At 67.7% G+C, this 19,093-nt stretch carries 22 protein-coding genes; 4 read left to right on the top strand and 18 right to left on the bottom strand.

The features are described from left to right. Positions 1-27 precede the first annotated feature (27 nt). The 4 genes from AGI3411_RS24045 to AGI3411_RS24030 all read left to right on the top strand — a co-directional run bounded on the left by AGI3411_RS24045 (position 28) and on the right by AGI3411_RS24030 (position 4,692). Entirely contained in the window at positions 28-2,031 is a 2,004-nt protein-coding gene (locus AGI3411_RS24045) for a SpoIIE family protein phosphatase (RefSeq protein WP_129529838.1), read from the top strand. After that, positions 2,028-3,185 carry an ABC transporter substrate-binding protein gene (locus AGI3411_RS24040; RefSeq protein WP_129529837.1) on the top strand — a complete coding sequence of 386 codons (1,158 nt, stop codon included), beginning with the start codon at positions 2,028-2,030 and terminating at the stop codon, positions 3,183-3,185. The genes AGI3411_RS24045 and AGI3411_RS24040 overlap by 4 nt, the downstream gene beginning before the upstream one ends. Before the next feature lie 145 nt (positions 3,186-3,330). Further along, positions 3,331-3,903, top strand: coding sequence for a BspR family type III secretion system anti-sigma factor (locus AGI3411_RS24035; RefSeq protein ID WP_129529836.1), 573 nt, complete (start codon positions 3,331-3,333; stop codon positions 3,901-3,903). Between the two features lie 177 nt (positions 3,904-4,080). Then, entirely contained in the window at positions 4,081-4,692 is a 612-nt protein-coding gene (locus tag AGI3411_RS24030; protein ID WP_244240444.1) for an RNA polymerase sigma factor, read from the top strand. Positions 4,693-4,708: 16 nt separating this feature from the next. Here the strand turns inward: AGI3411_RS24030 and sctC are convergent, their stop codons facing one another. From sctC to sctB, 18 genes are read right to left on the bottom strand one after another with little or no spacing between them, the layout of a single operon-like run. After that, a complete protein-coding gene (gene sctC / locus AGI3411_RS24025) occupies positions 4,709-6,610 on the bottom strand; it encodes a type III secretion system outer membrane ring subunit SctC (protein WP_129529898.1) in 1,902 nt (633 codons plus the stop codon). Positions 6,611-6,657: 47 nt separating this feature from the next. After that, on the bottom strand, positions 6,658-7,056 hold the full coding sequence (locus AGI3411_RS24020) for a CesT family type III secretion system chaperone (protein ID WP_129529835.1): 399 nt from the start codon (positions 7,054-7,056) through the stop codon (positions 6,658-6,660). After that, a complete protein-coding gene (gene sctU / locus AGI3411_RS24015) occupies positions 7,053-8,111 on the bottom strand; it encodes a type III secretion system export apparatus subunit SctU (protein ID WP_165359258.1) in 1,059 nt (352 codons plus the stop codon). Before sctU ends, AGI3411_RS24020 begins: the two co-directional genes overlap by 4 nt. Then, positions 8,108-8,908 carry a type III secretion system export apparatus subunit SctT gene (gene sctT / locus AGI3411_RS24010; protein WP_129529833.1) on the bottom strand — a complete coding sequence of 267 codons (801 nt, stop codon included), beginning with the start codon at positions 8,906-8,908 and terminating at the stop codon, positions 8,108-8,110. Before sctT ends, sctU begins: the two co-directional genes overlap by 4 nt. A 32-nt stretch (positions 8,909-8,940) precedes the next feature. Next, the gene (gene sctS / locus AGI3411_RS24005) at positions 8,941-9,207 is read right to left on the bottom strand and encodes a type III secretion system export apparatus subunit SctS (RefSeq protein WP_129529832.1); all 267 of its coding nucleotides are present in this window, start codon (positions 9,205-9,207) and stop codon (positions 8,941-8,943) included. Positions 9,208-9,214: 7 nt separating this feature from the next. Further along, complete coding sequence (gene sctR / locus AGI3411_RS24000) at positions 9,215-9,886, bottom strand: type III secretion system export apparatus subunit SctR (RefSeq protein ID WP_129529831.1); 672 nt, start codon at positions 9,884-9,886, stop codon at positions 9,215-9,217. After that, positions 9,883-10,962 (bottom strand): type III secretion system cytoplasmic ring protein SctQ, encoded by a 1,080-nt coding sequence (gene sctQ, locus AGI3411_RS23995; RefSeq protein WP_129529830.1) that lies wholly within the window; start codon positions 10,960-10,962, stop codon positions 9,883-9,885. The genes sctR and sctQ overlap by 4 nt, the downstream gene beginning before the upstream one ends. 15 nt (positions 10,963-10,977) lie before the next feature. Next, complete coding sequence (locus AGI3411_RS23990; RefSeq protein ID WP_129529829.1) at positions 10,978-11,535, bottom strand: hypothetical protein; 558 nt, start codon at positions 11,533-11,535, stop codon at positions 10,978-10,980. Next, positions 11,532-12,038: a type III secretion protein gene (locus tag AGI3411_RS23985; RefSeq protein WP_129529828.1), complete on the bottom strand. Its 507-nt coding sequence runs from the start codon at positions 12,036-12,038 to the stop codon at positions 11,532-11,534. The genes AGI3411_RS23990 and AGI3411_RS23985 overlap by 4 nt, the downstream gene beginning before the upstream one ends. Then, positions 12,035-13,366, bottom strand: coding sequence for a type III secretion system ATPase SctN (sctN, locus tag AGI3411_RS23980; RefSeq protein WP_129529827.1), 1,332 nt, complete (start codon positions 13,364-13,366; stop codon positions 12,035-12,037). Before sctN ends, AGI3411_RS23985 begins: the two co-directional genes overlap by 4 nt. An 18-nt stretch (positions 13,367-13,384) precedes the next feature. After that, complete coding sequence (locus AGI3411_RS23975; protein WP_129529826.1) at positions 13,385-14,053, bottom strand: HrpE/YscL family type III secretion apparatus protein; 669 nt, start codon at positions 14,051-14,053, stop codon at positions 13,385-13,387. Continuing rightward, positions 14,023-14,679, bottom strand: coding sequence for a SctK family type III secretion system sorting platform protein (locus AGI3411_RS23970; RefSeq protein WP_129529825.1), 657 nt, complete (start codon positions 14,677-14,679; stop codon positions 14,023-14,025). Before AGI3411_RS23970 ends, AGI3411_RS23975 begins: the two co-directional genes overlap by 31 nt. 2 nt (positions 14,680-14,681) lie before the next feature. Then, entirely contained in the window at positions 14,682-15,515 is an 834-nt protein-coding gene (gene sctJ, locus AGI3411_RS23965; protein WP_129529824.1) for a type III secretion system inner membrane ring lipoprotein SctJ, read from the bottom strand. Next, on the bottom strand, positions 15,515-15,931 hold the full coding sequence (gene sctI, locus AGI3411_RS23960) for a type III secretion system inner rod subunit SctI (protein WP_129529823.1): 417 nt from the start codon (positions 15,929-15,931) through the stop codon (positions 15,515-15,517). Before sctI ends, sctJ begins: the two co-directional genes overlap by 1 nt. Positions 15,932-15,977: 46 nt before the next feature. Beyond that, the gene (locus AGI3411_RS23955) at positions 15,978-16,436 is read right to left on the bottom strand and encodes a tetratricopeptide repeat protein (protein WP_129529822.1); all 459 of its coding nucleotides are present in this window, start codon (positions 16,434-16,436) and stop codon (positions 15,978-15,980) included. Positions 16,437-16,439: 3 nt separating this feature from the next. Then, entirely contained in the window at positions 16,440-16,901 is a 462-nt protein-coding gene (locus AGI3411_RS23950; RefSeq protein WP_129529821.1) for a tetratricopeptide repeat protein, read from the bottom strand. A 34-nt stretch (positions 16,902-16,935) separates the two neighbouring features. Further along, positions 16,936-18,159 (bottom strand): type III secretion system translocon subunit SseC family protein, encoded by a 1,224-nt coding sequence (gene sctE / locus AGI3411_RS23945; RefSeq protein ID WP_129529820.1) that lies wholly within the window; start codon positions 18,157-18,159, stop codon positions 16,936-16,938. A 26-nt stretch (positions 18,160-18,185) separates the two neighbouring features. Further along, positions 18,186-19,055, bottom strand: coding sequence for a type III secretion system translocon subunit SctB (gene sctB, locus AGI3411_RS23940; RefSeq protein WP_129529819.1), 870 nt, complete (start codon positions 19,053-19,055; stop codon positions 18,186-18,188). Positions 19,056-19,093: the final 38 nt, after the last annotated feature.

The raw sequence follows: 19,093 nt of genomic DNA, 5'->3' as shown, positions 1-19,093 counted from the left end.
TCACGTTCTTCCACCGTCGTCACGTCCATGCCCGCCAGGTCGCTACGTAGCAAGATTTTTCTTCTGGTCGTAGCGCTTCTCCTCGCGGTGGCTGCATTCGTGATGCTGACGACGCAGCGCAACGTCACGCGCACGGTGATGAACAGCGAACGCCACGCCGTCAGCAACGTGATGGAGCTGGTGCTGCGCGATGCCGAGGCCCGCTGGGGCGCGCTGCTGACCGACAAGATCACGACGGTGCGCAGCGGCCGCCGGCAGCTGATGCAGACCGGCACGGTGGTCGCCGCCGCGCTGAATTCCTACGCCGACATGGCCGAGCGCGGCCTCATGACGCCGGGCGCCGCGCGCGGCATGGCGCGCGCCTGGATCAACCGCCTGAAGCTGGACGACCGGCGCTACGCCTTCGCCTACGACGCCGATTTCCAGGTGGTGGCCAGCGGCAATCCCGACATGATCGACCGCGACCTGTCGCAGCTGTCGGACTTCAAGAACCGTCCGCTCGCCCAGGCGCTGTACGACGAAAGCCGCACGTCCGGCTATGGCTTCGCCATCTACCGCTGGCCGCCTTCCGCGCAGCGCGGCGACAGCGAAACGCGCTATGCCTATTTCGGCTACTTCCGGCCATGGAACTGGGTCTTCGTCATCACCGACAGCGCGCAGGACGTCATCGATCAGATCCAGACGCGCCGCGAACAAATGGAAAACTCAGTGCGCGGCATGCTGTCCAAGCTGACGCTCGCGCAGTCCGGCTTCATCTTCATCACCGCCGACGACGGCCGGATGGTGGTGCCCCTGCCCGAACAGCAGGCCGGCCTGCTGGACGCCCGCGACAGCAAGGGCGCCACGCTGCGCAGCCTGCTGGCCCGCCAGGGCGTGGACGGCCAGCAGCAAAGCCTGCGGTTCGACGGCGGCGGCGGCCCCTGGCAGATCGACAGCGCGCGCTTCTCGCCGCTGGGCTGGACGCTGGTGACGGCGGTGCCGGAAAGCGACCTGACCGCGCCGGCGCGCACACTGCTGAACCGCCAGGCCCTGATCTTCGCAGGCATGATGCTGGTGGCCCTGGTGTGCGCCTGGCTGGTGGCAGCGCGCATCGTGCGGCCGCTGGAAACGCTGACGCGCTATGCGCGCCAATTGCCCGAACAGGACCTGACGGCCGCAGCCAGCGTGCCGGCGAACATCGCCGCGCTGCCGGACAAGCACAAAGACGAGGTCGGCCGGCTGGCCGCCTCTTTCCTGTTCATGAACGACAAGCTGCGCGAGAACGTCGCCCGCCTGATGCGCGAGACCACCGCGCGCGAGCGCTTCGAAAGCGAGCTCAACATCGCCCGCGCGATCCAGCTGGGCCTGCTGCCCGTGCCCCTGTCCAACACGACGCGCGACCAGATCGACCTGAATGCCGTGATGCTGCCGGCCAAGGAAGTCGGCGGCGATCTCTACGACTATTTCACGCTGCCCGATGGGCGCCTGTGCCTGGCAATCGGAGACGTATCCGACAAGGGCGTGCCCGCCGCGCTCTTCATGGCAGTGACCCGCACGCTCATCCGCGCCACGGCCGAAGATGAAACGGACCCGGCGCTGATGATGCAGAAGATCAACAACCGCCTGTCCGAGAACAATCCCAACATGATGTTCGTCACGCTGCTGCTGGGCGTGCTGGACCTGACCACCGGTGAATTGCAGTGGGCCAACGCGGGGCACCTGCCGCCCGCGGTGATCGGCGCGGACGGCGCGGTGCGCCTGCTGGAAGGCCGCAGCGGCCCCGCCTGCGGCGTGCAGGAAGACCTTGAATACCGCGGCCTGTCCGCCGTGCTCGCGCCCGGCGAAGTGCTGGTGGGCTACACCGACGGCATCACCGAGGCCGTCGACCCGAACAACGCCCAGTACGGCGACCCGCGCCTGCTGGCCGTCCTGTCCAATCCCCCCGTGCCTTCGGCCAATCTGTCCAAGCGCCTGCTCGAAGACGTGCAGGCTTTCGCCGACGGCGCGGAACAATCCGATGACATCACCTTGATCGTGATCCGCCGCCCATGAAGAAATCGCTGCCCACCCTGATGCTCTGCCTGGCCTTGCTGGCGCCCGCGGCAAGCATGGCGCAGACGGCCGCGGCGCCCGCCGCCCAAGTGTTCCCGACCAAGCCCGCCGCCAAACCGGACGGCGGAAAATGGCGGATCGGCTATTTCGAAAGCGGCGACTACAGCGAGTACCCCCGCACCCTGCGCGTCACGGTCGAAGGCTTGCAGAAGCTCGGCTGGCTGACCTTGCCCGCCATGCCCGACGGGCTGAACGGCCGGCAGATGTGGGAATTCCTGGCCGACAATGCCCGCAGCGACACGCTGGAATTCGTGCGCGACGCCTGGTGGCAGCCCGGCAACTTCGACGCGGCGCAGCGCCCCGCGGTGCGCGACGCGATCAAGCAGCGCCTCACGGCCAAACGCGACATCGACCTCATCATCGCCATGGGCACCTGGGCAGGCCAGGACATGGCCGCCATGGGCACGCCCGTGCCGACCATCGTTGCCTCCACCAGCGACGCCATCGGGGCCCGCATCACGCGCTCGGCCCAGGACAGCGGGCAAGACAATCTGCATGCCCGCGTCCAGCCCGAACGTTATCAGCGGCAGGTGCGCCTGTTCCACGAGATCGTGCCCTTCAAGCGGCTGGGCCTGGTCTATGAAGACAGCCCGGAAGGCCGGACCTACAGCGCCGTCGAGGCCGTTGAACAGGTGGCGCGCGAACAGCATTTCGAGGTGCTGTCCTGCAACGCGCCGTCCAACGGCATCCCGCCCGAGGTCGCCACGCGCAACGCGATGGAATGCTATGCCAAGCTTGCGCCGCAAGTGGATGCCGCCTACGTGACCGTGCACCGCGGCGTCACGCCTGCGTCCATCGACACCGTGGCCGAGATTCTCCGCCAGGCGCGCGTGCCCAGCTTTTCGATGCTGGGCTCCGAGGAGGTCAAGCACGGCCTGCTGCTGAGCCTGGCGCAGGCGGACTACTCGTACGTGGGCCTGTTCTACGCGGAGACGATGGCCCGCATCTTCAATGGCGCCAAGCCGCGCGGCCTCTCCCAGGTGTGGATCGACCCGGCCAAGATCGCGCTGAACCTGGAAACGGCGCGCGTGATCGGCTTCGACCCCCCCGTGGACATCCTGCTGGCGGCCGACGAGGTCTACGAAGCGCAGTAACCCCGTGTTTCGAACCCGCATGCCCGATGACATAAAATAAAGCGCATTGCCCGGCCGTGGAACTAAAGTAGACCTCGGGTTACTCACGCACAGGGTCGTAGGACCACCACGGCCACGTATCGGACACGCCGGATTTCTTGGCTGCATGACAATTTCATCGGTTACCCCTTCGTCGCCATTCATTTCCCTGGACGCCTTCGCCAAAGCGGCGGAAGGCGGCCAGGACGTGTACGTCGATATCGCCGGCGGCAAACTGCAGGTCCTGGGCATGGGCACCACGCCCGGCGGCCGCAGCGTGGCCTGGGTTGCTCCTGATGTCGACACGACCGCGATGTTTGCGCAGACACTGGCGCAAAGCTACGGCCAGGGCATCGCCAGCGCCGTCTCGCGCGAGCTGGGCCTGGAGCCCAGCCCCGGCAAGCCCTTGTCGGCCCGCACCATCGCCGCCGCCATCGACATGGCCGAGACCTCCGGCCATGCCCTGTCGGGCGTGGACTTCATGACTCGCCTGGCGGCTTCCGCCGCTGGCAATACCCCCACGTTCCAGCAGGCATGCAAGGATGCCGGCGTGGCGCCATCGGCCCTGGACGCCGAACGCCGGGCCGCGCTCGACCAGGCCATGGAGGCGCGCTTCGACCAGGCGGCGCGGTCAGGGCAAAGCCCGGTGCCGCTGGCGACCGCCGCCGGCTGGCTGCGGGACCTGCTCAAGACCCTCTAGCTTCCGCCTGGCGGAACTAGACGAAAACCATTTACTTGTTTTTACATATCTAGCTATATAAAGCCGACTTTTGGCCCAATATTTCGATTTTCGAAATATTGTGACGGAGTTAAGCTGCGATAATTCGTTATCACGGTAGTAACTTGTAGCTTAAGAAACGTTTCTTTTCGCCACCCCATGACCTACCCCAGCGACAGCACACCCGCTTCTTCCGAAGTGGACATGCCGCCCATTCGCTCCGACGAAGCGGGGCCGGGCTGGGGCCCGGGCGACGAATACCTGCTGCGCGACCTGGTTCGCGACCATTCCAGCCGGCTGCAGCGTTTCATCATCAAGCACATCGGCAACACCAGCGAAGCCGAAGACCTGGCCCAGCAGGCCTTCGTCGAAGCCGCGCGTTCGTACCGCAACTTCCGCGGCGAATCGCAGCTGTCTTCGTGGCTCTACGGCATCGCGCTGAACCTGGTCCGCAACCACCTTTCACGCGCGCCTGAACGCCGCCACACCTTCGTCAGCGACAGCGTGCTGGAAGAGCAGGCTTCCGCCGAACCCTCTCCCGACCGCGTCCTCGAGCAGAACCAGACCATGGCGCTGCTGCAGGAATCCCTGGACGAACTGCCCGAGAACATGCGCGACATCCTGCTCATGGTCGGGCTGGACGATATCTCCTACGAAGAAGCCGCCGCGCTGCTGACGGTACCCATCGGCACCGTGCGCAGCCGCCTGTCGCGCGCCCGCTCGGCGCTGCGCGACAAACTGGCCCAGAAGGGCTTGCGGCTGGACGGCTGAGCCGCCCGCCGCCCTGTCAGGGCGCCCGTCCGGTGCCCGGCGCGGCCACCGGCTGCACCTGGATGACCGGCCCTTGCGTGGCGTTCGACTTTCCCTCCAGCAAGGGTTCCGCCGCGGGCGACATCTGCAGCCACTCCGACGCGCGCACCGGCCCGCCGCTGTCGCGCACATCCACGTTCGGTCCGAACAGCACGCGGGTACGCTGGCTCTGCGCCAGGTCCAGGTACTGGCCCGCCGTCATCGGCTTGTCGCCGCCGTTCCAGGTCGCGTTCAGCATGGGCGCCGTGTTCGACGCGCCGCCGGGCGTGCCCACCACTTCGCCATTGACCGCGACCACCCTGGGGCGGATGAGGAACAAGCGCTCTCGGCGCTGCACCGTCTTGGACTTGTTGGAGAAAAAGATGCCCAGGCCCGGGATGTCCCCCAGGAACGGCACCTTGTCGACCTGTTCGGTGTTCTGGCTGCTGTTGTAGCCACCGATCAGCAGCGTCTGGTCGTTGCCCACGACGGCCAGCGTGCTGATGTTGCTCTTGCGCACGGTGGGCAGATTGTCGATCTGGCGTTCTTCCTGGATTCGCCCGTCTTCGATGTCCACGGTCAGCTCGACCCGCGCGCCATCCCGCGATTCGATGTGGCGGGGCGTCACGCGCAGCGACGTGCCCACGGTAACTGGCGTCACGGTGGCCACGCGCTCGCCGCGCGTCTGGATGTAGAACGTATCCGACAGGTCGATCATGGCGCCCAGGTTATCCGCCGTCAGGATCGACGGCTGCGACAGAATGTTGGCCTGCCCCTTGGTCTGCAGCGCGCGCAGCCGGGCCACCAGATTGCTGCCCACGCTGACGCCGATGGTGCCGGGCGACAAGCCCGCTGCGCCATCTAGCGGCAAGCCGCCGCTGGGTGACAGCGCCAGGTTGCCGTAGCCGAAGCTGGTGGAGCCGGCGCGGGCGCCCCAGGTGACGCCCAGCTCGTTCACCAGGTCGGAGTTCACATCCACGATCATCGCCTCGATCTCGACCAGCGTGCTGGGCAGGTCCAGCTGTTCGATCAGGCTGCGGTAGATGGGAATGCGGTCCGGGATGTCTTGCACGATGATCGCGTTCAGGCGCGCATCGGCCTGCACGGTCGGCTCGCGCAACCGCAAGCCCGGCTTGCCCACCGGGGCCGGCGCCTGCATGCCTGCCGCGGCGAGGGTCGGCGCGCTGTCGGCCGCGGGCCCGCCGTTGACCTGCGGGAAGGCGGGCGGATTCTCGCGCAGCGGCGCAGCGATGGCGGCCAGGGTTTCATTGTTGTTCCCGCCTCCGCCACCCGTAATCAGGTTGCGCAGCACGGTGGACAGGCCGGGCGTCACGACCTTCTGGTCGCGGTAACTGATGGTGCGGTCATTGACCGAGGCGTGCTTCAGGCGGAACACCGCCACCTGCTGGCCGCCGGCGCCCATCGGCAGCGCGGCGACGGTGCGTTCGACCAGATCCACGTAGCCGGGCGGACCAGACACGAGCGCGATGCCCTGGTCTGGCAGCTCGCCCCAGCCGAAGCGGGGATCGAGGATGCCCAGTTGCTGCAATGCCTGGCGCAAGGCGCTGATGGAACTGCCCATCGCGCTGACCGAGCGCGTCTTCATATCGTTCGTGCGGCTGACGAAGAGCGTGCCGGCGTAGACGAACCAGTTGAAGCCATATACCCCGCCCAGCCGGTCCAGGAATTCCGTCGGCGTGTTGGCGTTGAACTTGCCGTTGACCGTGCCCGCGACGTTGGGCCCCATCTGCAGCGAAAGGCTGAAACCACCCGCGAATTCGCGCAGCAGGGTCTGCAGGTTTTCTTCGCGCGCGTAATAACTGTAAGGCACATTGGGCCAGTTCGGCGCCGCCTGCGCGCCCCCCGCCAGGCCCAGCGACAGCGCGGTCGCCAGAATCATCCGCTTCAACACTCTATCTCCTCGGGTAGTGGTCCCGGATATCTTGTTCATGCCAGCCGCCGCAGCGTCCCCGTCCAGAACGACAGGGCGTTGGCGAAGGCGCCGAAAGCCTCATCCAGCGCCAGGTCGCTGCTGTCGGGCCTCAATGTCTGTTGCAGCCACAATGCCCTGCCCTGCGGGTCGACGACGCAGCCGGCCGCGTGGCGGCTGAGCATGCCGGCGGCCAGCTTGCCGGCTTCGCGCGCCAGCGCGTCGCGCGCCGGGCCTTCTTCGGGCAGCGCGCAGAGCCGCGACGTGAGCGCCAGCCAACCGTCGGGCGCCGTCTGCAGGTGGACACGGTATGCGTCGTCGATCACGACGGTCAGCCGGCCATCGGCGCGGACAGGCGCCGGCAGGCCGTGGCGGCGCGCATAGGCGGAAATCAGGGGATGCGGGACGGAAGTCATGGTTGCTGTTCCGGATCGGCGGCCATCTTGCGCACCAGCCGCAACACTTCGGCGACGGGTTCGATGAGCTCGCTGGGGATGTATTGGTCGGCTTGCGCATCGGCCATCAACGCGCGCGCCAGCGGAATATTCTGCATCACGGGGACGCCGGCCTCGCGCGCGGCCTTCATCATTTGCTCGGCCAGCGCGCCCTCGCCCTTGGCCAACACCACGGGCAGCGGCGTTTCGCCGGGTTCGTAATAGATGGCGATCGCCAAGTGGGTGGGGTTGGTCACCAGCACCGATGCCTTGCGCGTGTTTGCCACCGCCCCGTGCATCACCATTTCCTGGTGCAGGTGCTTGCGCTTGTGCTTGATGTGGGGATCGCCCTCCATCTCCTTGAATTCCTGCTTGATCTCTTCCTTGCTCATCATCAGCCCCTTGCGGTACTGCATGCGCTGCCAGACGAAATCGGCCAGCGAGATCACCACGTAGGCGAACGCGATGTTCACCACCAGCGTGCGCATCATGCCGCCCACGCCTGCTTCCAGTCCGGCCAAGCCGCTGTGCGGCACCGCCATCAGCTCGGGCAGAGCATCGCGCACAACCAGGGTCACCAATACGGAAAGAAACGCGATCTTGATGAGGGATTTCAACAGTTCGACCAGGCTCTTCTTCGAAAACATGTTCTTCAGGTTGGCCATCACGTTGAGCTTCTTGGCCGAAGGCTTGAGCTTCTCGAAGGCCAGCAGCACGCCTACCTGCAGGAATTCCGAAAACATGCCCACGATCAGCACGATCAACACGAACGGCAGCACCAGGGCGACCGCCTCGCGCAGCGCCGCATCCAGCGCGACGGGCAGCGCCCGCTCGAACGGCATGCCGACCAGCGTGGACGGCAGCAGAATCAGCCGGCCCAGCGACTCGACGATGCCGTGCGCGTTGCCCAGCATGTAGCCGAACATCGCCAGCACCAGCAGCGTCTGCGTGAAGTCCTTGCTGTGCGCGACGTCGCCCTTCTCCCGGGCTTCGCGCAGCTTCTTGCCGGTTGGTTGTTCTGTCTTTTCGCCGCTCATGGCGCCCGCCATTGATTGTCGAGGAACGGCAGCGTCGAGCCGATCTGCCCGGTGGCCTCCGCGGCGTACTCGAATAGCGTGCTCATGTAGAGCACCAGCACCAGCAGCGCCAGTGCGCTCTTGATCGGCATCGCCAGGAAAAACACCTGCAACTGCGGCGCGAAGCGGCTGACCAGGGCCAGGCCCACTTCGGCCAGGAACATGGCCACTATCGCCGGCGCGGCGAACAGCAGCGTCAGGCGCAGGAATCGGCCCAGCTGGTCCAGCATCAGGGGGACGCTTTCCTTGCGCAGCGTGGGCGCCCAGTCCCACAGGTCCCACAGCCGGAAACTGTCGTACAGCATGGTCAGCATCAATGTGAAGCCGCCGCCCACCAGGAAGAACACCATGAAGGCCTGGTTGAACAGGATCCCCATGGGCGACGAATCATTGCCCGTGGCCGGATTGATCGTCGCGCCCAGGCTGGCGCCGCGCTGGTTGTCGACCACGAAGCCCACCGCCTCGAAGATCCAGAATGGGATGGCCACCAGGAAGCCCATGACCAGGCCGATGAACACCTCTTTGACCACCAGCAGCGCGATCTCCAGCGTGCCCAGTTCCATCACCGCATAGCGCGGCGCCAGCGCGGGCACCAGCACCACGCCGATGGCCGCGCACAGGGCGTAACGCAGCATGCCGGGCAGCAGCTGCCGGTTGAACAGTGGCAGCATCGCGCACAGCGCCAGTATCCGGGGCTGCGTCAATGCCAGCGTGCCCAGGAAGACTTTCGCTTCGGCGTAGGTGATGCCCGAGATCATCAGTGCACGGCTCCTTTTGGCATCATCCGGCCCTAGTGGATCTTGTAGAAAAGATCGAACACGGAGATCGTGAAGTTGTAGAGCTCGGCGCTGAGCCAGCGCGCCGTCAGCAGGATGGTGGCGAACACGGCGATCAGCTTCACCGCGAACGACAGCGTCTGCTCCTGGATCTGGGTCAGCGCCTGGAAGAGCGAGAACAGGGTGCCCACGATGGCCGCCACCGCGATCGGCGGCAGCGACAGCCACAGCACCAGGTACAGCGCCTGGGTCATGTACGAAACGAGATCGACGGTTGCCATGGCGCGCTCAGCCGTAGGACAGGACCAGGCCCTGGATCAGCCGCGTCCAGCCGTCGACCATGACGAACAGGAACAGCTTCAGCGGCATGGAGATGGTCACCGGCGACACCATCATCATGCCCATCGCCAGAAGGATGTTGGACACAATCAGGTCGATGATGACGAAGGGCAGATACAGCAGGAACCCGATCTGGAAGGCGGCCGTCAGCTCGGACACGAGAAACGACGGAATCAGCACCAGCAGGTCGTCTTCCTTCAGGTTGCGGGCGGCCTGCTCGCCCCACAGCCCGCGCGCCGTGCGCACGAAGAAATCCCGCTGCTCGGGCCTGCTGTTTCTCAGCATGAAGCCGCGCATGGGTTCCGCGCCGCGCGCCACGGCATCCATGATGCCCTCCAGCCGGTCCGGCGCCGGCGCCCCCTGCGCCACGGCGGCCGGCGGCGCCCGCAGTTCCTCGCCGATCTGAATGACCACCGGCCCCATTACATAGGCCGACAGGATCAGCGCCAGACCGTAAAGCGCCATGTTGGGCGGCACCTGCTGCACGCCCAGGGCGTTGCGCACCAGCGTCAGCACCACCGCGATCTTCAGGAAAGACGTGGTCATGACGGCGGCCAGCGGCACCAGCGCCAGCAGCGCCAGGACGACGGCCAGGCTGATCGGATCCGATGACCCGCTCATGCGCCGGCCTTGCCCAGACTGCGCAGGGTCACGCCGATCCTGCCGTCGATGTCCACCAGTTCGCCCGTGCCCACCAGCGCGCCGTTGGCGCGCACGATGACGGGGCCGTCCGCCAGCGGGCGCTCCAGGTCGAAGGTTTCGCCGGGTTGCAGGTGGCGCAGTTCGCCCAGGGTCAGTTGGCGCTCGCCCAGCTCGAACGTCAGCCGCACGGGTATCGCGTCCAGGTCAAATGGGGCGCTGGCGCCAGGCTCGGCATCGGCCGGCAGTTGAGGCGTCTCGGTCATAAGGGAAGTCCAGCCTTGGGTAACGAGGTATGAGGATTGTTCCTGGCGCACGCGCAGGCCCTGCCCGCCCGCCGCCAGCCATAGTTCGCCTTCCGGCGAAACCAGATAGTGATCCAGGAAAATGGTGTCGCGCGCCTGCAGGCTGCGCAGTTCGGCGGCGGGCAGGTCCGTCCAGCCCAGGCGCGCGCCTACGCGCACGGGCACCGCGTCCGGGGCGATGCCGTTGCCGGACGGTTCGGCCCGGCCGATCAGGCTCGCCAGCAGCATCAGCCCCAGGCCGTCCGTGTCCAGGCTGGCGTAGACGGTGTCGCCATTGGCCGGATTGCGGGCGGCGATCGTCCAGGACTGCGGCAGCCCCTCGGAGGCGCCGCCCATGCCCACGATCCGCGCCGGACCGCCCGGCGACGCCTCGTTCAAGGCGGCCATCGCCTCGGCCAGCAGCGTTTCGATGGCGGTGGCCGCGAGCGGCGCCGGCACGGCGCCGGGCTCGATACCGGGCAGGCGGGCGGCGAGCCAGGCATCGAGCGCCGAGGGCGGTAGACCCAGCCGCAAGCGGGCGCCAGCCCATTCCAGATCGGCCGATAGGCTTGCCGACTGGCGCACCGCATCCGGCACGCCGAGAGTGAAGCCCAGGCGCCAGGTGGCGGGTTCCGCTTGCGCGCCGGCCTGCGGCGCGAGCGTGACCCGCAGGTCGGCGCCATGATGCGCGATCAGCGAACGCGCGCGCGCTTCGTTGCCGCTCAAGCGCGGCAACGGATAGGAAGAAGAGGAATGTTGCGTACGGACTGTCATGGGGTTCTGGGGTTGTCAGCGGACCGGTGCCGCGGCGTCGGTCTCCGCCAGGCAGGGATCTTCCGGGTCATCCGCGCTCACCCGCACCCGCGCCGGCCGGCCCAGGCTTTCGGCCAGCTGGGCCGCAAGCTCAGGCGCCATGGCGCAGAGGCGTTCGCGCGAGCGCTCGTTGGCGCACACGAAATCGGCCACGCAGCGGCCTTCGTCTTCATAGACCGACACGCTGACGCCAGGCAGCACGTCGTCCTTCAATTCCACGCGGACCTGCCGCCGCCCGTGGCTGCCATCGGCCACCAGCAGCTGTTCGGCGCTGTCGCGCAAGGCTTCGCCCAGGGCGTGCGCGTGGCCATCGGCCGGCGCCGCCGCAGCCGCCGCGCCGAACAGCGAGAACGGGGAAGGCGCGGATGCCGGCGCGGGGGCCGCTTCCGGCTCGCCTTGCGACATGGCCCTGTCGAAGGCCTGGCGATCGGCGTCGCTGGCCTGGCGCCCGGCGGCGTGGCCGTCGGAATTCGACAGCGTGCCCGAGCCCTGCGGAATGGCCGTTTCCAGCCCGATGCGTCGATCCACGCTCATGCCGGTTCGAACTCCTCGTGCTGCTCCCAGTCTTCGCGGTCGCGCGACACCGAGGCGGCCTCTTCCATTTCCAGATCTTCCTTCTGCTCCAGCGCCTTCATGTGCTCATCCAGGTGGATGCGCGCCAGCTCCACGAACTTGCCCGTCAGCCGCACGGCCTGCTGATGCTGTTGACGGCTGGCCGCCAGCGCCTGGTTTTCCGCCTCCAGCCGGTGCTCCGCGGTCTCTACCGCCTGCTCGTGCAGGCGCTCACCTTCGCGCAGCCCGGCCACGTCCTGCAGCACCGTTTCGATGTCACGCACGCGAACCACCCTGCTGCACAGATCGCTATACAGGGCCTGCTCGCGCCGGACCGCCTCGTCCCGGTAGGACGCCAGCGCCGCTTCGGAATCGCGCCGGGCGGCGTCCGCCTCGGCCTGTCGCAGGCGCTGCCGCGACACCGCGATCTCGGCCTGGCCTTCGCGGAAGCGCTTGATCGCCAACAGCTCGTCGAACACGCTCATTGCGCCCCCACGATCTCGGTCATGCGCGCCAGGGCCTCGGACAGGGTTGCGCGTTCATCGGTGCGCTGGCGCAGGAAGGTATTGATCGCGCCGATCTTGTCGATGGCCTCGTCGGTAATGGCGTCGCCGCCCCGCTTGTATTCGCCGATCTTCACCAGCAGCTCTACCTCCTGGTACTTGGCCATCAGTTCGCGCAGGCGGCCTGCGGCCCGCTTGTGCTCGGGCGTGATCACGGCGTTCATTACCCGGCTGGCCGAGGCCAGCACGTCGATGGCGGGATAGTGGTTGGCTGCGCCCAGCTTGCGCGACAGCACAATGTGGCCGTCCAGGATCGAACGGGTCTCGTCGGCAATGGGTTCGGTCATGTCGTCGCCCTCCACCAGCACGGTGTAGAGCGCGGTGATCGAGCCGTGCTCGTTCATGCCTGCACGCTCCATCAGCTTGGGCAGGGTCGCGAACACCGACGGCGGATAGCCGCGGCGGGTGGGCGGCTCGCCGGCAGCCAGGCCGATTTCGCGCTGAGCCCGCGCGAAACGGGTCACGGAATCCATCAGGAACAGCACGCGCTTGCCCTGGTCGCGAAAGTATTCCGCGATGGCCGTGGCCACGTACGCCGCCTTGGCGCGCTCCATCGAGGATTTGTCGCTGGTGGCGCAGACGATGACGCTCTTGCGCCGGCCTTCCCGGCCCAGTTCGTGCTCCAGGAACTCGCGCACCTCCCGGCCGCGCTCGCCGATCAGGGCCACCACGGTGACATCCACGTCGGCGCCCTTGACCAGCATGCCCATCAGCGTGGACTTGCCCCCGCCCGCCGCCGCGAAGATGCCCATGCGCTGGCCTTCGCCGCAAGTCAGCACGCCGTCCAGCGCCCGCACGCCCAGCTCCAGCGGCTCGGCAATGATGCGGCGTTTCAGGGGGTCCGGCGCTTCCGCGAACACGGGATAGAACTTGCTGGCCTCCAGCGGGCCGAGCTCCGCCTCGTCCAGCGGGCGGCCCAGGCCGTCCAGCACCCGGCCCAGCAGCCCGGGGCCCACCGGCACCATGTGCGCGCGGCCGGTCGGAATGACCTCGGTGGCGGTCGAGATGCCGTACATGTCGCCGATCGGCGTGAGCAGCGCCGCGTCGCGCGCGAAGCCCACCACCTCGCCCTTCATTTCGAAATCCTCGCCGGGATTGCGCAGGATGCAGACCTCGCCCACTTTCACTGTCGGCACCACGGCCTTGATGATGGTGCCGATCACCTGCGTGACCCGCCCCTTGATGCGCAGGGTCGGCGTATCCTGGAGCGCAAGCTCCATCATCTCGGCGATGTAATCAAACTGGCGCATGGCTAGGGCCTGTCCACGTTAGACTCGGCTGCCCAGCGTGCGCTGGAAAGCCTGGCGCAGCGCCTGGATCTGGCCCTCGAGGCTGGCCTCGACCATGCCGATCTCGCTTTCCAGGATGCAGGCGCCGCGCGCCAGCCTGCCGTCGGCCAGGATATCCAGGTAGCCAACGCCGGGATAGGCCGCCAGCAGATCGTTGATCTGCTCGCGCACCGTCTCCACTTCCGCCGGGTTCAGCCGCAGGGTCATCTGCTTCTGGTTGCGCACGACGGCGAGGGCGTTGCGCACCACCACCATCACCTTCTCGCGGTCATCGAAGCCATCGACGACCTTGCGCACGGCCGCCATCACCAGTTCCACCATCTCGTTCTCGACGCCGGCGAAATACTCCACCGTGCGCCCGACGGTTTCGATCATTTTCTCGGCCTGGTCCAGCAGCGCCGCCTCGCGCCCCTCCTCGTAGCCGCGCTTGCTCTCCTGTTCGAATGCCGCCTGGGCGCCGCCGACGATGCTGTCGGCCTGCGCGCGTGCCTGGGCCAGCAGCGCTTCGGCGCTGGCCCAGGCCGCCTGATCGGCGGCGCGCAGCACCCGCACGGCGGGATCGACGCGGCCGGCTAAGGCGCGGCCGGCTAAGGCGCGGCCGGCCAGAGCGCGAGGCGTCAGCGGATCGCGGGGAATGAGGAATGCCATGTGGGATCCGTGTTCTTCAGTATCGACAAGCCGAGCGACAAGGCATCGGCGGCCGCCAGGGGGGAGTCCTGGGCCGGCAGTTCAGGCAGTTTCAGTTCGGCGCGCAGCAGCAGTTCGGGGCCCGCGCCGCTCAGCGCGGCCCGCAAGGCGCCATGGCCTAGCGCATCGACCGCGGCGGCGGCCTGCGCGGCCGGCCAGGCCGCGCTCTCGGCGATGCCGGCATGCAGGCCGGCCGCGCTGCGGCGCGCGAAGTCCATCAGGTCGGCGCCCAGGCTGGCGATCAGCAGCCGCACCTCGTCGCCCGCGATCGCGCGGCGCAGGCGCGGACCGCAAAGCACGGCGCCCAGGCGGCGCGCGCATTGCGCCAGCGCGTCCGGCGCCAGGAGCGCCAGGGCCAGTTCGGGCCGGCCGGCGTCCGTCACCGGGCGGTCGAGCAGGCTCAGCCCGCGCAGGATGTCGCGCGACCAGTGGCGGTGCCAGGCCGCGGCCAGGGCAGGCGCGCTGCCCATCGCCTGCAGCGCGGCGGCCGGCGCGAACGCCGCGTGGCGGCTGGGATGCAGGGTGCGGCTCGGCAGCTGGTTGAACTCAACCAGCCGCCGGTCCAGCGCGCTTGCCGCCGGTTGCATGATCAACGCGCCTCGCCCACGGGCTCGCGGCGCTCGGCCTTGGCGCGCGCCGGCACGCCGTAGCGCCAGAGCAGCCAGCCCGCCGCGCCGGCCAGCGCCAGCACCATCAAAACCAGCGCCACCAGCCAGGCGATCAGCACGCCCGACGAGCCATCGGCCACTTCGATGCCCAGCACCTGGCGCATGGCGCCGCCGGCGGGAACCGAAGCAGCCGGCTGCGCCGACACCAGCGCGATCGATACGCGGTCCTCGGTCAGGCCGGGAATCGCGTGGGTGACGAGCTTGCGGATCTGCGGCTGCAAGGCGTCCAGGTTGTAGCCCGCCTGGTGCTTGATGAACACCGCAGCCGTCGACGGCGTGGTGTTCTCGCCCACGCCGCCGCGCTCGGGCAGCACCACGTGCACGCGCGCGGCCAGCACGCCATCCATCTGCGACAGCGTATTGGTCAATTCCTGCGACAGCGCGTAGATATAGCGGGCCCGCTCTTCCAGCGGCGACGACACCAGGCCTTCCTTGCGGAAGATCTGCCCCATGCCGTCGAAGCGTTCCCGGGGCAACCCCCGCGCGCGCAGGATGTCCAGCGCGCGCGCCACCTGCTGGCCGTCCACCGACACGGCCACGCCGGTCTTGGTAACGGCCTTCTGCGCGGAGATACCGGCGTCGAGCAGCACCGACAGCACCTCGTTGGCCTCGCTTTCGTTGGCGGCCGAGAACAACTCCACCCGTGCGCCGCAAGCGGCCAGCGCCAGCGTCAGGCCAATGGCCAGCAGCCGCAGGGCGGCCACGCTCCGCTTCCGGGTCGTGGCAAAAAAAGAAGAGCTGAAAACTTCCCGCATCACGACATCCTGACCAGCGAATCAATGTTCTGCGTGGTGCGCGACACCGCCTTGCCCACCATTTCGTATTGCACCGACACCTGCAGCAGATCCGCCTGCAGGCGCACCATTTCGGCCACCGAGGGCTGCGCGGAAATGGCGTCCATCCGGCTCGATATGCCTTGCCACTTTTCCGAGTATTCGGTGGTGGTGGTGCGCAGGCTGGCCAGGATCTGGTTGCCCAGGGTCTGCGGCACGGCGTCCACCGGCGGCGCGAAGGCCGATTGCAACGCCGACTGCAACCCGGTCAGCGAAGGCGGCGCGGCCTCGGGCGCGTTCATGACCGCATTGAAACGTTCCGTGGCCAGTTGCGCGGGCGGCGTTGGCGGCGTGGACAAGATGGGCGGCAAGGCTGCCGAAAGCGCGGCGATTTCCATTTACGCTAGCTCCAGATTCGATGAACACAAGCAGGCGCGGCACACATCATGCGCCCTCCTGCGGCAAGCCCAGCAACGCGCGCGCCAGGCGCGCGCCCTCTCCGTCGCCGCTGGCGACTGCCTCCAGCAGGCGCGCGCTTTCCCTGTTGCGTCCGGCCAGTTGCAACGCGAAGCCGCGCCACGCATCCAGCAGCGGCCGCTCGGCGGGATCGGCAGGCACCGCGCTTTCCAGCAAGCGCACGGCATCCGGCGCCCGTCCGGCGTTCAGCCAGGCGACGGAGAGCCCGATCACGGGATAGGCCTGGCCGGGCCGCAGGCGCCGCAGCGCGGAGAAGATGGTTTCGGCGCGGGCGGCGTCGCCCGCGCCAGCCGCCAGGAAGCCGACTTCCGACAGCAGCCGGGCGTCGTCCGCCAGAAGCACAACAGCCGTCTCCTGGGAGACGGCCTGGGCCAGCGCGGCGTGGGCCGCGGCGGGCTTGGGAGGGGACTGCGCGCTATCGTCCATGCTTCAAGACGCGGCCTCCCGCGACGTGAGTTGCAACAGCGCCTCGGCGCGCACGCGCACTTCGTCCGGCGTACCTGGCGTGCATAGCAGTTCCAGCGTGCGGCGCGCCTGGTCCAGCTGCTGGCCGGCAAGCTGGCATTCCGCCACGCGCAGCGCGGTATGCCACGAATCCGGATACAGCGTCAGCACCAGCGAATAAATCGTGATGGCCTCGTCGGACCGGCCCAGCATCTGCAGGCACACGCCCAGGCCCACCAGGTAGTGCTTGCGGGTCGGGCCGTATTGCGCCAGGAAGGCGAATACCGGGAGCGCCTGCGCGTACTGTTCCTGCGCGGCATGCGCATACGCCAGCGCGTACACCACCTCGAGCTGCTCGGGGGTCAGGCGCCCACTGGAAGGCAGGCCTTCCAACCCGTTGCGAAGGGCTTCGCCAAACTCATCCCGTTCAATTGCGCTATCGGCCATTTGCTTTCCTTGTTGCGTTGCCATACACGGGGCGTCAGACCGCCATCCGCTTGCCGATGTTCGCAGTGATCTGCGACATGCTGTCGGCGGCGCCGTTGATCATCTGCGACACCATGCGCAGGCCTTCTTCCATCTGCTTGATCACCTTGGTGATCTCTTCCTGGGCCTCTTCCATCTTGGCCTGGAGCTTGCGCGTGATGGCATCCATTTCCTTCTTGTCCGCCTGGATGTCCTCGGCCTCGCGCTTGGTCTGGGCGACCGAAATCTTGACCGCGCCCTGCGCGATCTGCGTCGTGCCTTGCGTGATCTGCCCGACGGCGGCCAGCACCCGCGACGTGGTGCTCACCGCGCTGGCCCCGCCGGAGGCGGCGATGGTCACAGCGCCCACCGTGACGGCTGCCGCGATGGCGAAGGCCATGGTCAGGGCCATGGTCGTTTTCTGGTCAGCACCGGCCAGCTCGGCGATCCCGCCGGCCAGGCCGCCCAGCAGGCCCGGCTCGATCATCAGCAAGGCCGGCGACGCCAGCCCCACCACTCCGGCAACCACCTTGCCGATGCGCTGCGCGGTTTCCTCGTCGACCCCGCAGGCCTGCAGGAATTTGCTGGCCACGGTGGTCATGAGATTGCTGAGGCTGATCTCGGGCCCGCCGCATTCCTTGGAAATCTGGTCCGCCAGCGCGATCGTCGAGCCGATCAGGCCCATCACGGCCAGAGCCAGCAGCGGCGCAGCCGCGCCGCCCGTGGCCACCGCCCCGACCGACAGCGCGGCCACGGCAATGGCCGAAAACACCACCGCGGCGATCTTGCCGATCCAGCCGAAGATCTTGCCCAGAACCCCCTTGCTGGCGGCTTCCTCGCATTTCTTGACGTAGTCCTGGATCTTCTGCAGTTGCGCCTCGTTGTTCTTCTCCATCTTGGTCCGCGCGGCGGCCAGGTTCTCTTTGGCGCTGGCGATCTGCGCGGCATCCGACTTGGACCGGATGCTGCGCAACAGATCGATCATGTCGTTGGCGGAGAACGATTGCGCCGGCGGCTCCAGCGTGGGCGCGCCGTTGCCGTTGAATATGCCGTCGGAGCGGCCAGGCGTCGTGCCCTTGGCATCCGGCAGCGAGCCCGCCATATCCATGAAGGCGCCGAGCAGTTCGCGGACCTTGGCGGTTGCCTGCGCGGCCTGAGCCGCCGACGCGCCGGCGTCGCCCGGCAGGCTGGCGCCCGGCGGCAGCGCGGAACTGCCGATATTGGGAGAAATCGAATTCATGTCGGGGTCCCCTGGCGTACGCCGGCTCAGATGTTGCGGGCGATGCCGCGGTTCGTTTCCAGCCGCGACTGTTCGATGGCCGAAAGTTTGTCTCGCATATCGCGGATCACGTCCATCATCTGCTGGGCCATTTCGCTGGCCTGCTGCATGCCGGACTCGTGCACCTTGGCCTGGGCCTCCATCTCGGAACGTTTTGCGTCATGCTCGGCGGCCTTGCGCTCTTGCGCGGCGTTCACGATGCTGCCGATGCCGCTGGCGACGCCGGAGATGCCCGCCCCCTTGTCCGAATAGCTCTTGGCCAAGGCCTCGGACCCACCGCCGGCCAGCACGCTGCCCTGCTTGAAGCCGGCCCCCATCTGGACCAGCCCCCCCGCGATCTGGAACGCGCCCTGGGTGATCGCGCCGATCATGCGTTCCTCCGCGGCGTTGCGCATCTCGTCGGCGGCGCCCTTCAGGGTGTCGACCTGGGCCTGCAGCTCGCTGGCGCGCACTTCCCGCGCCGACGTGCGCATCGTCTGCGCCAGCTGCTGGAACAGCATCATCATGGAATACATGTCGGCCTGCACGTCCTGCTCGCTCAGGTTCGACAGCGCGTTGAGCGTGGCGCTGGCATCGGCGCCCAGGTTTCCTTCCGGCGCCTGCAGCGGATTGGCGCCGCCGGCTCCTCCCAGCAGCTTCTGGCTCATGGCGGCCAAGGCCTGCGCCAATTCGGCGGCGTCCGCAGTCCCGGACACGCCGAGCGCGCCCAGCATCTGCTTGAGGGATTCGCCCTCGGACACGATCTTCTGGGCGCTCTCCTGGATGGCCTTGGTTACGTCGGGAGACGCGGTCTTGATCAGGTCTTCGATGTTGAACGACGGGTTCGCGCCGCCTGCGCCTACGGAATTGATGCTCATGGAATGGCTCCAGTATCTTGGCCGCGCGCCCAATGGCG

Origin of the sequence: Achromobacter agilis, assembly GCF_900496965.1 — a bacterium.
Taxonomy (GTDB): domain Bacteria; phylum Pseudomonadota; class Gammaproteobacteria; order Burkholderiales; family Burkholderiaceae_B; genus Achromobacter; species Achromobacter agilis.
Note: the sequence above shows the minus strand (reverse complement) of the source record. Positions and strands in the feature narration are given on the sequence as shown.

What these genes read in the sequence shown, in the direction of transcription:
- AGI3411_RS24045 (WP_129529838.1), top strand. Translation starts at nt 28, where the DNA reads ATGCCCGCCAGGTCGCTACGTAGCAAGATTTTTCTTCTGGTCGTAGCG.
- AGI3411_RS24040 (WP_129529837.1), top strand. Translation starts at nt 2,028, where the DNA reads ATGAAGAAATCGCTGCCCACCCTGATGCTCTGCCTGGCCTTGCTGGCG.
- AGI3411_RS24035 (WP_129529836.1), top strand. Translation starts at nt 3,331, where the DNA reads ATGACAATTTCATCGGTTACCCCTTCGTCGCCATTCATTTCCCTGGAC.
- AGI3411_RS24030 (WP_244240444.1), top strand. Translation starts at nt 4,081, where the DNA reads ATGACCTACCCCAGCGACAGCACACCCGCTTCTTCCGAAGTGGACATG.
- sctC (WP_129529898.1), bottom strand. Translation starts at nt 6,610, where the DNA reads ATGATTCTGGCGACCGCGCTGTCGCTGGGCCTGGCGGGGGGCGCGCAG.
- AGI3411_RS24020 (WP_129529835.1), bottom strand. Translation starts at nt 7,056, where the DNA reads ATGACTTCCGTCCCGCATCCCCTGATTTCCGCCTATGCGCGCCGCCAC.
- sctU (WP_165359258.1), bottom strand. Translation starts at nt 8,111, where the DNA reads ATGAGCGGCGAAAAGACAGAACAACCAACCGGCAAGAAGCTGCGCGAA.
- sctT (WP_129529833.1), bottom strand. Translation starts at nt 8,908, where the DNA reads ATGATCTCGGGCATCACCTACGCCGAAGCGAAAGTCTTCCTGGGCACG.
- sctS (WP_129529832.1), bottom strand. Translation starts at nt 9,207, where the DNA reads ATGGCAACCGTCGATCTCGTTTCGTACATGACCCAGGCGCTGTACCTG.
- sctR (WP_129529831.1), bottom strand. Translation starts at nt 9,886, where the DNA reads ATGAGCGGGTCATCGGATCCGATCAGCCTGGCCGTCGTCCTGGCGCTG.
- sctQ (WP_129529830.1), bottom strand. Translation starts at nt 10,962, where the DNA reads ATGACAGTCCGTACGCAACATTCCTCTTCTTCCTATCCGTTGCCGCGC.
- AGI3411_RS23990 (WP_129529829.1), bottom strand. Translation starts at nt 11,535, where the DNA reads ATGAGCGTGGATCGACGCATCGGGCTGGAAACGGCCATTCCGCAGGGC.
- AGI3411_RS23985 (WP_129529828.1), bottom strand. Translation starts at nt 12,038, where the DNA reads ATGAGCGTGTTCGACGAGCTGTTGGCGATCAAGCGCTTCCGCGAAGGC.
- sctN (WP_129529827.1), bottom strand. Translation starts at nt 13,366, where the DNA reads ATGCGCCAGTTTGATTACATCGCCGAGATGATGGAGCTTGCGCTCCAG.
- AGI3411_RS23975 (WP_129529826.1), bottom strand. Translation starts at nt 14,053, where the DNA reads ATGGCATTCCTCATTCCCCGCGATCCGCTGACGCCTCGCGCTCTGGCC.
- AGI3411_RS23970 (WP_129529825.1), bottom strand. Translation starts at nt 14,679, where the DNA reads ATGCAACCGGCGGCAAGCGCGCTGGACCGGCGGCTGGTTGAGTTCAAC.
- sctJ (WP_129529824.1), bottom strand. Translation starts at nt 15,515, where the DNA reads ATGCGGGAAGTTTTCAGCTCTTCTTTTTTTGCCACGACCCGGAAGCGG.
- sctI (WP_129529823.1), bottom strand. Translation starts at nt 15,931, where the DNA reads ATGGAAATCGCCGCGCTTTCGGCAGCCTTGCCGCCCATCTTGTCCACG.
- AGI3411_RS23955 (WP_129529822.1), bottom strand. Translation starts at nt 16,436, where the DNA reads ATGGACGATAGCGCGCAGTCCCCTCCCAAGCCCGCCGCGGCCCACGCC.
- AGI3411_RS23950 (WP_129529821.1), bottom strand. Translation starts at nt 16,901, where the DNA reads ATGGCCGATAGCGCAATTGAACGGGATGAGTTTGGCGAAGCCCTTCGC.
- sctE (WP_129529820.1), bottom strand. Translation starts at nt 18,159, where the DNA reads ATGAATTCGATTTCTCCCAATATCGGCAGTTCCGCGCTGCCGCCGGGC.
- sctB (WP_129529819.1), bottom strand. Translation starts at nt 19,055, where the DNA reads ATGAGCATCAATTCCGTAGGCGCAGGCGGCGCGAACCCGTCGTTCAAC.